8 protein-coding genes are annotated in these 8,952 nt (G+C 59.7%); 1 reads left to right on the forward strand and 7 read right to left on the reverse strand.

Annotated elements, in window-relative coordinates:
- Positions 1-34 precede the first annotated feature (34 nt).
- The 7 genes from QZ511_RS15495 to QZ511_RS15525 form a co-directional block, all read right to left on the reverse strand.
- On the reverse strand, positions 35-796 hold the full coding sequence (locus QZ511_RS15495) for a slipin family protein (protein WP_295803715.1): 762 nt from the start codon (positions 794-796) through the stop codon (positions 35-37).
- Positions 797-841: 45 nt separating this feature from the next.
- Positions 842-2,299, reverse strand: a complete 1,458-nt coding sequence (locus QZ511_RS15500; RefSeq protein WP_295803716.1) for a nodulation protein NfeD — start codon at positions 2,297-2,299, stop codon at positions 842-844.
- Between the two features lie 160 nt (positions 2,300-2,459).
- Positions 2,460-4,136, reverse strand: coding sequence for a GNAT family N-acyltransferase (locus QZ511_RS15505; protein WP_295803718.1), 1,677 nt, complete (start codon positions 4,134-4,136; stop codon positions 2,460-2,462).
- Positions 4,133-4,924, reverse strand: a complete 792-nt coding sequence (locus tag QZ511_RS15510; protein WP_295803720.1) for a UDP-2,3-diacylglucosamine diphosphatase — start codon at positions 4,922-4,924, stop codon at positions 4,133-4,135. Before QZ511_RS15510 ends, QZ511_RS15505 begins: the two co-directional genes overlap by 4 nt.
- 185 nt (positions 4,925-5,109) lie before the next feature.
- Positions 5,110-5,895: a hypothetical protein gene (locus QZ511_RS15515; RefSeq protein WP_295803722.1), complete on the reverse strand. Its 786-nt coding sequence runs from the start codon at positions 5,893-5,895 to the stop codon at positions 5,110-5,112.
- A 38-nt stretch (positions 5,896-5,933) separates the two neighbouring features.
- On the reverse strand, positions 5,934-7,307 hold the full coding sequence (locus QZ511_RS15520; RefSeq protein ID WP_295803724.1) for a hypothetical protein: 1,374 nt from the start codon (positions 7,305-7,307) through the stop codon (positions 5,934-5,936).
- Between the two features lie 293 nt (positions 7,308-7,600).
- On the reverse strand, positions 7,601-7,933 hold the full coding sequence (locus tag QZ511_RS15525) for a DUF1820 family protein (RefSeq protein WP_295803726.1): 333 nt from the start codon (positions 7,931-7,933) through the stop codon (positions 7,601-7,603).
- 235 nt (positions 7,934-8,168) lie between these two features.
- Here QZ511_RS15525 and QZ511_RS15530 point away from each other — a divergent pair.
- Positions 8,169-8,952, forward strand: a 784-nt coding sequence (locus QZ511_RS15530) for a MiaB/RimO family radical SAM methylthiotransferase (protein WP_295803727.1), incomplete at its 3' end; no start/stop codon positions are given.

Genomic DNA, 8,952 nt, shown 5'->3' on the forward strand with positions numbered 1-8,952 from the left:
CCGCCACAAAACTTTCTTAGCGAGACCTCGTGCTTTATCCCCCCTGCTTCACTTGCTGATCGAGTAAAGGTTTTATTAAATCCATCGGCAGCGGGAACACAATCGTGGAATTCTGCTCTCCCGCAATATCGATCAGCGTCTGCATATACCGCAGGGTAATCGCATTGGAGTTTTTGGAAAGCTGGTCCGCCGCCTCGGTGAGTTTCATCGCCGCCTGGGCCTCGCCCTCCGCGTGAATCACCTTCGCCCGCCGCGAGCGTTCCGCTTCCGCCTGCCGCGCAATCGCGCGGATCATGCTCTCGTCCAGGTCAATGTGTTTGATCTCCACATTGGTAACCTTTACACCCCAGCGGTCGGTCTGCTCGTCGAGAATCTTCTGGATATCCACATTCAGCTTGTCGCGCTCCGACAGCATCTCATCCAGCTCGTGCTTGCCCAAAACCGAACGCAACGTCGTCTGCGAAAGCTGGCTCACCGCCTCGTTGTAATTTTCCACATTGATAATCGCGGACTGCGGATCGACCACCCGGTAGTAGACCACCGCATTCACCTTCACCGACACATTGTCCCGGCTGATCACATCCTGGGTGGGGACATCCATCACCACCGTGCGCAGGTCTACCCGCTCCATCGTCTGGATCACCGGAATGATGATGATCAACCCCGGCCCCTTGACCGCCTGGAAGCGCCCCAGAAAAAACACCACCGCGCGCTCGTATTCCCGCAGTACCCGGATGGCATACATCACCAGCAGGACCACCGCCAGTAACAGCAAACTCCCGAAATAACTGATCATCGTTTTTCTCCGCTCCTTGAATTCGAACCTTGCGGCGAGGGCCGTCTAGTCCGGCTCCACTTTCAGCTGCAAGCCTTCCTCGGCAATCACCCGCACAACCTGCCCCTCCGACAGAGCCGTGTCGCAACTGCTCCGCCAGATTTCACCGTCGATTTTTACCAACAGTTCCGGCGTCACATCCATTACCACCGCAGTGCGCCCGATCAGGGCCTTGTCGCTGGCAATCTTTGGCTTGCGCAGGCTGTGGCCTACCGCATACAGCAATCCCAGCAGGCCCAGGCCACTCACAGCCGCAATGGAACCGATCAGGCCCCGGGAAACCTGCATGCCCGGCACATCGCTGTCGATCAACATTACCGAACCGATCACCAGTGCGACAACCCCGCCGATACCCAGCGCACCGAAACTGGGTACAAAAAACTCCGCTGCGATCAACAGCGCACCGACCACAATCAGCGCCAGCCCGGCATAATTGATCGGCAGCACCTGCAGCGCGTAGAGCCCCAGCAGCAGGCAGATAACACCAACAATGCCGGGCACCATAGCGCCGGGGCTGTAGCCTTCAAAAATAAGCCCGTAAATGCCGATCAGCAGCAGGATGTAGGCGACTTGGGGATTGGTGATGATGGACAGCAGTTCGTTGCGCCAGTCCGGGCTGTACTCCACGACCGGGAGGGTAGCGGTTGCCTCGGCGATTTTCTCGCTGCCGGATACCAGCACAACTTCGCGGCCAGCCACCTGCTGCAACAGGGATTCGCGATTGTCCGCGACGATATCAATCACGTTTTGTTCCAACGCTTCCGAGGCGGTGAGGGTGGCGGCTTCGCGCACCGCTTTCTCTGCCCAGTCGGCATTGCGGTGATGGCGTTTGGCCAGGCCGCGAATGTAGGCCACGGAATCGTTAATCACCTTGCGTTCCATGGTGGTTTTGGGGGCGGGTGCGGCACTGTCCTCACCGTCCTTTTTCCCGTCACCTGGTTCGCCGTTTTGCTCTGACTGCGGCTTTTCCGTTGACGGCTGGTCTGCAGGTGAATTGTCTGCGGGTGAATTGCCCGGTGGAGGCTGCTGTCCCGGCATGCCGCCAATCTGCACCGGCGTAGCCGCCCCCAGGGTGGTGGACGGGGTCATGGCGGCAATGTGGCTGGCATAAAGGATGTAGGTACCGGCACTGGCGGCGCGCGCACCGGCCGGGGTCACATAGGTGATATAGGGGATATCGGACCCGAGTATGTGCTGGATGATATCCCGCGTCGCCGCATCCAGTCCGCCCGGAGTATCCATACGCACGATAAACAGTTGCGCGCCCTTTTCCCGGGCTTCCTCACTGGTACGGATCAGGTAATCGGTGGTCGCCGGGCCAATGGCACCGGAAATGGTGAGTTCGGCGATATGCGGCTCACTGGCGGCAAGATCGGAATCCTGGGCGACAGCCACCGAGGAAATAAAATACGCCAGCATCAGCAGCAGGCAGGCGAGAACTCCTTTCGACAACCGCTTGATCATGATGGTTATCCCGGGCGCGAAAGCTGGAGAATGGAAACATCAGCGTAACAGAATAGACCACGGGCGGAGGGAATCCGGCGCCCGATGTATGCGTCATCGCATCGCGGCGCCGGTGTACTTCGTCAGATAAGTTCTGGGGGATACAGCCCTTGCGTTTGCGTCAGCTGGCGGCCAGGTAGCGCCGCGCAAATTTCGGATCCATTTGCTCCAGGTCCACCACCACCAGGCCATCTACCGAGTCGCAGAAATCCGGGTCGATATTGAAGGCGTGGAAGCTGGTGCCGCCGGGTACGGTTACCGCGGTGTACTTTTTGAAAAGCGGTGGCAGCACTGCACCCTCTTCTTTCAGCACCTGCTTCAGCTGCAACATATCCCCGTGGGCATCGCCGGTCAGGGCCGGCAGGTCCGCGCGCTCTTCAACAAACGGCAGGCGCGCGTTGCCCATGGGGTTGTCGGTGGCGAAATGGTGCAGGAAGTAGCGCACGATCACGGACTTGGCGCGGCGGGAGAAATTACCCGGCATGGATACCGGGCCGAACAGGTAGCGGCGATTGTTGCGCAGAATCCACTGGCCGATACCACACCACAGCAGGTCGAGGCCACGGCTGCGCCAGTAGTCGGGCAACAGGAAGCTGCGCCCGAGTTCCGCGGAGCCCGGCAGGCACTGCTCCGGGGAGCGGGAGTAATTGAACAGGGTGGTGCTGTAGATTTTGTCCGCAGTGAGCCCGTCGGTATTCACCAGGCGATAGGCCCCCGCCACCTGCTGGCGCTCCCGATCCCACAGCAACAGGTGATCGTAGTAGGCATCGAAGGCATCCCAGTCGCGGCTGTTGCCGGTGCCCTCGCCCACTGCGCGAAAGGCAATTTCCCGCAGGCGCGAGAGCTCGCGCATTACCGGGCAATCCGCCTGCTGCCGGTACAGCTTCACGCTGAACTCGCCCTGCTCCACCAGGGTTTCACAGCCTGCCAGCACGGCCGCCACGTCTGCAGCGGGCTCTGCTGCGGCGATGGGCTCCGGTGCCAGCGGGGTCGGGTTCTTGTGCAGGCGGTAAACCTGTTTTTTCCACAGTTTTGCCTGCGCCCGCGGCGCCATCGGCCAGTCGCGGAAATGTTCCGGTGCCACCGGAGTGCCGATGCGGATATCGATACCCCGGCGTACCTGTTTGAACATTTCCCGGATCAGCCACAGGGTCGACAGCGGCTTGTTGACCATCGACAGGCCATACCACCAGAGGGAGTTGCGACCGCGCACCTGTACCGGCAGGATCGGCGCGCCGGTCTTGTCGGCAAAGCGGATAAAGCCCGGGTTCCAGCGCCCGTCGCGCACACCCTGGGGTGTCAGGCGGGAAACTTCCCCCGCGGGGAATACGATAATCGCACCGCCTGCGCCCAGGTGGCTGTAGATACCTTCCACATCACTGCGCTTGGTGCGGCCGTTGAAGTTGTCCACCGGCAGCAGATAGCCGCGCAGGGGTTCGATATTCCACAACAACTGGCTGGCCACCGCTTTTACATCCCGGCGCACCCGCGCCACCATGTCGATCAGTGCCAGGCCATCCAGGCTACCCAGCGGATGATTGGACACAATCACCAACGGACCGCTGGCGGGAATGCGCTCCAGCTCGGCGGGGTTGATGTCGTAGTGAAAATCAAACGAGCGAAATACCTGGCGAATAAAATCCAGCCCGCCCAGGTGGGGGAAATCGCGCCCGAACTGCTGGAGCTGCTGTTCGCAGCAGATTTTTTTCACTGTCGCCGATACCAGCCTGCGGGTTGGGCTGGTGGGCGCGGCACTGTACCAGGGGTTTTTCTGCAGGAGATTTTCCAGCTGAATCATGCTGCCACCGCCTCCGTCATGATGCGTGCAATTTTCGGGGTCCGGTGCCAGTGCAGTATGTCCATGGCGCCGCTGTGGTCCTCCACCACCGCGGTCATGGAATCCACCCAGTCGCCGCAGTTGGCGTAGGTGACCGCACTGTCGGCCGCGGCGCTGTGGCGAATGCCGGCGCGGTGAATATGTCCGCAGATGACACCGTCAAAGCCGCGGCGCCCGGTCTCGCGGATCGCCACCTCTTCAAACCTGTTCATCATCCTGCGCGCGGCGTTCACGCGGTTTTTCACATGATTGGCCAGGGACCACCAGGGCTTGTCGAAACGGCTGCGCCAGTAGTTGATCCAGCGATTGAAGCGCAGCATCAGGTAGTAGCTCTGATCACCGATGTGGTAGCTGACGGGGTTGATCTCGATGTGGTGTTCAAACTGGTCGCCGTGAGTCACCCAGTAGCGCTTGCCGTCAGCGGCGGTGTGGGTCCACTCGCGCTCCACGCGGATATTGCCGAGGCGCTTGCCGGCCCAGCTGCGCATGGGCGCATCGTGGTTGCCCGGTACATAGATGACCTCGGGGGTGCGACTGCTCAGTTCCGACAGCATTCCCAGCAGCAGGGTGGACGCCTGACACCAGCTGCCCTTGCCCTGAGACAGTGCCTTCATATCGAAGATATCGCCAACCAGATATACGGTATCGGCGGAATTCTGCGCCAGGAAGTCCGCCAGCCTCTGCGGCTCGCTGTCCCGGCTGCCGAGGTGAACATCGGAAATCCACAGTGCGCGATATCGATTACTCATTTGGCAAGTCCCGTCATTGGTTTGGGAAACTTTGCTTGAGTTTTTTTACAGGTCCGCGGCTGTTTGTTGAAAGTTATGTTTCACGGGCGCAGGACGCGCCGGGAATGGGAAAAGTAAGGGTAAGAAATTGCGAAAGGCAGCGAGGTAGGGAAACAGAATTCCCGAAAACGTGTTGGTACCACAGGCTAGTGCCTGACCCGCTGGATCTGCTCGAAGCGCGAAACACTGCCCAGGTAGTCCTGCCAGCTGTTCTCCAGGTCCGCGGTCTGGTATTTACGGTACTTCTCCCGGTCCAGCCAGTACACGGTGGTGCGTGCGCGGCGCAGGTCGATCAGCGGCAGGCCGTCGATCGCCGCCGCACCGCTGTTGAACACCGAGCCCGCGCGGGAATTCTGGATCATGTCGCTGACGATGGTGAGGTTTACATTTTCCGCCACCGGGTCGATGCGGTTGAGCGCTGCCACATCGGACAGCGCCTCATAGATCGGTGACACCGGCTGCTCGCCGGAGGCAACCGCTGACGCTATGGCCTGATCCAGCGGCTGCTCAAAGCGCTCCCGGTACAGTGCCTGCACGAACTGCCGGTTTGCGGTCAGTGCATTCACCTGTTCTCCGGAGCGGGGCTTGCACAGGTCGATCACCGGGTCAGAGAGGCCGTTGTAGTGATCGTCCAGTACAAAGATCGAGAAGCGGTCGTTCACCGCCGCCGATTCCAGCAGCCCGGAGAGGTGGGTTTTCAGGAAGTGGCTCTGGTGCGCAGACAGGGTATCGGAGGCGTCAATGACCACCAGGTGATGGGCAAATCTGGGCAGCTGTGGGTTGCACAGGGTGACTTCATCGTAGCCGCGCTCCGGCGCGCGCATCACGTGCACCGCGATGATCACCAGCGCGATCAGCACGACGACACCCACGGCGAAGATCGCGATTCCCTTCTTGTCTTCCGACGACAGGCTCTTACGCACCCTGCGCATCAGTTTACCTCCCTGACATATTCCCTTGCGCTCCCGCGTTATACCCGTCGCAGGCCGTGATCGATTTCCAGCTTGTCCACCAGTGCCGCCAGCGACTCTTTCACCGTTTCACAGCGATCGTTGACCAGGGTTATCCCCTCGTCGTAGGCCCGATCCAGCTCCGCCATCAGCGATTCGTAAATCTCCAAGTCGCGCTTGTGCTGCTCCAGGCCGACGGTGTTGAGACTCGGCAGCTTATCCAGCTCGAAGCGCAGCAGCTCGCCAAAATAGGCTGCGCGCCGGTTCATCATCCGCGCGGAGTAAGACTGGTAATAGCGGATCAGTTCGTCCAGCAGCCCCTGCGCCTTGATGATGTCTTCCTGGTACTGGCGATCGATTTCCTCGCTGCGCTCGATACTGGCCTTGAACTGGATAAACTGGCTGCGAATGGTCTTGACCTTGTCCGCCAGCTCTTCCTGAATTTCTTCCGCCACCTCGTTGATGCTGTCGATCGCCTGCTCGTGGCCCGCGCTCCAGGCGTCCTGCAGCGCGCGCACCCGCCGGGTAATCGCGGTAAATCCCGGGTAGCGATCTTCCACCACGAAAAACTTCGCGGCGAGCAGAATCAGCGCAATGCCGCTCACCACCACCATGATCCAGGAATTGAAGTCGCGGATTCCCAGCGGCTCCGCCTGCAGACTCGCCATCGCCAGCCGGGACGCGGTAAACGGGTCCTGCTCCAGCGCTTCCCGGTAGTGCCCCACGCCGAGCACAAAGGTCACCGCCGTCGCCATCACCCCCAGCAACAACACCATCGACAGCCCCTTGCGCAGATAATTGCTGTGAAAGCAGTTGCGCAGGAAAAAGGCCATAAAGGCAGCAAAGCCGAGGTTCACCAGGGAAATGATAAAGGCCTGGAAAAAGCCGCCGATCAGGCCCAGGTCGCTGCCCTTGGACAGGAAAAAGGCATTGAGCAGGGTTTCCAGAATGACGATAAAGAACACCACGGAGTAGTGCAGGATCTTCGATTCCCGGTACACCGCCTCGCGGGTGATGCCGTTGCGGTGTTTGAAAATTTCGAGATCCATGCGCAGCGCAGAATAATCCTGCGCGTCGCGTTTCAGGCCACTGACCAGGTTGGCCAGCCGGCTGCCGACCCTTTTCTCGATCAGCGGCTCGGCGTACCTGACTTCGTGGTAGAGCTGGCGGATATCCACCTCGCCCCGGGCCTCTACCTCTTCGTCCAGTTCCGCCTGGCGGTTTTCGTGGACCTTGCCGATGATTTCCCGCACCACGTATGAGCGCAGGCTTTCCTCGCTCTCGGTATGGCTGCGGCGATCGAGCTCCGGGATACCCGCTTTGACGTCGCGCTCCACGCGCTGTTCAATCTTGAGGGCAGAAATGGCGACTTTGGTGGCCGGTATTGTGGTCATGACTTCACCTAAAAACTTCCACTACATTTTAGGTTTGCTGTCTGAGCGACATTTTCGGGAAACGCGACCGCAACAACCGCGGTAACATGCATTCCCTTTTTTCAGAATAGCCCGCCAACTACGACCGTGACGCCGATGCGACAAACCGTTGCCAATTTGTAGGTTCTGGCGACAATTCACGACGTATTTGCCGCCCGGTCGGGATGCAGCACCGCGTTTGTGCCGAATTGCGGGCAATAAAAAACGGGCCATTGGGCCCGTTTTGAATCTGTGCAGAATTTTCCGGCTTGCAATTAATCGCTGTCACTGGGGTGGCGCATGGGGGCAGGAAATGGAAACTGCGCCACCTTGTCTCCTTTCACCTCGACAATCTTGCCGGTGCCTTCTTTCTCCACTTCGTCGATGCGCACGATACTGTGCATGGGAATATAGGAGCGCTTCACCGAGGCGAACTCGGTCTTCAGCTTCTCTTCGCTGGGGTCCACAACCAGCTGCGATTTTTCACCGAACACGAATTCCTCTACCTCGATAAAGCCGTACATCTCGCTCTGGTAGATGGCGCGGGCATACAGCTCGTACACCTGGTTCTGGTTGTGGAAAATCACTTTGTAGATCGGGTTAGCCATAGATCTCTCTGGAAAGGGGCAAAACGAACAGGCCTGAACTGGAATGCCCGTGAATTCTAGCGTCGCAGTAGTGATTCCGCGGGCCCGGCCGCGAAAAGCGCGGAAGAGTAGCACCGGTGCCCGAAAATTGCACTAGGGCCATTCCCTCGCCTGGCCTTCCCCGTCTATGCAGCCCCAGAAGTGGCCGGTATAATGCCCCACCCTTGAAATTGACCAGTTTTTAACCAGGCGCACCATGTCCTCCGAGAAGTCTCCCGAACTGTCCGAAAAACCGGTGAAAAAGCTTTTCATCAAGACCCACGGCTGTCAGATGAACGAGTACGACTCCGCCCGTATGCGGGACCTGTTGGGTGAATCCCACCAGATGGTCCCCACGGATGACCCTGAGGATGCGGACGTGCTGCTGGTGAACACCTGTTCTATCCGCGAGAAGGCACAGGAAAAATTGTTCCACCAGCTGGGCCGCTGGAAGCACCTGAAGGAAAAGAATCCCGAGCTGGTGATTGGCGTCGGCGGCTGCGTGGCGAGCCAGGAAGGTGAGGCCATCGCCAAGCGCGCGCCTTACGTGGACCTGGTATTCGGTCCCCAGACCCTGCACCGCCTGCCGGAAATGATGGAAACCAAGAAGCAGCAGAACGGCGCTATCGTGGTGGACGTGTCCTTTCCGGAAATCGAAAAGTTCGACCGCCTGCCGCAGCCGGAAGCGGACGGCGTAAGCGCGTTTGTCTCCATTATGGAGGGCTGCTCCAAGTACTGTACCTTCTGCGTGGTGCCCTATACCCGCGGTGAGGAGGTCAGTCGCCCGGTGGCGGATGTGCTGGAGGAAGTCGCCCACCTGGCGGACCAGGAGGTGCGCGAGGTGAACCTGCTGGGCCAGAACGTGAACGCCTACCGGGCCCCCGGTGAAGACGGCCAGATCGTCGATTTCGCCGAGCTGATCACCTATGTTGCCGCCATCGACGGTATCGACCGCATCCGCTACACCACCTCCCACCCGGTGGAGTTCTCCGATGCGCTGA

Source organism: uncultured Microbulbifer sp., from assembly GCF_913055755.1.
Lineage (GTDB): Bacteria > Pseudomonadota > Gammaproteobacteria > Pseudomonadales > Cellvibrionaceae > Microbulbifer.

What these genes read in the sequence shown, in the direction of transcription:
- QZ511_RS15495 (WP_295803715.1), bottom strand. Translation starts at nt 796, where the DNA reads ATGATCAGTTATTTCGGGAGTTTGCTGTTACTGGCGGTGGTCCTGCTG.
- QZ511_RS15525 (WP_295803726.1), bottom strand. Translation starts at nt 7,933, where the DNA reads ATGGCTAACCCGATCTACAAAGTGATTTTCCACAACCAGAACCAGGTG.
- QZ511_RS15500 (WP_295803716.1), bottom strand. Translation starts at nt 2,299, where the DNA reads ATGATCAAGCGGTTGTCGAAAGGAGTTCTCGCCTGCCTGCTGCTGATG.
- QZ511_RS15515 (WP_295803722.1), bottom strand. Translation starts at nt 5,895, where the DNA reads ATGCGCAGGGTGCGTAAGAGCCTGTCGTCGGAAGACAAGAAGGGAATC.
- QZ511_RS15520 (WP_295803724.1), bottom strand. Translation starts at nt 7,307, where the DNA reads ATGACCACAATACCGGCCACCAAAGTCGCCATTTCTGCCCTCAAGATT.
- QZ511_RS15505 (WP_295803718.1), bottom strand. Translation starts at nt 4,136, where the DNA reads ATGATTCAGCTGGAAAATCTCCTGCAGAAAAACCCCTGGTACAGTGCC.
- QZ511_RS15510 (WP_295803720.1), bottom strand. Translation starts at nt 4,924, where the DNA reads ATGAGTAATCGATATCGCGCACTGTGGATTTCCGATGTTCACCTCGGC.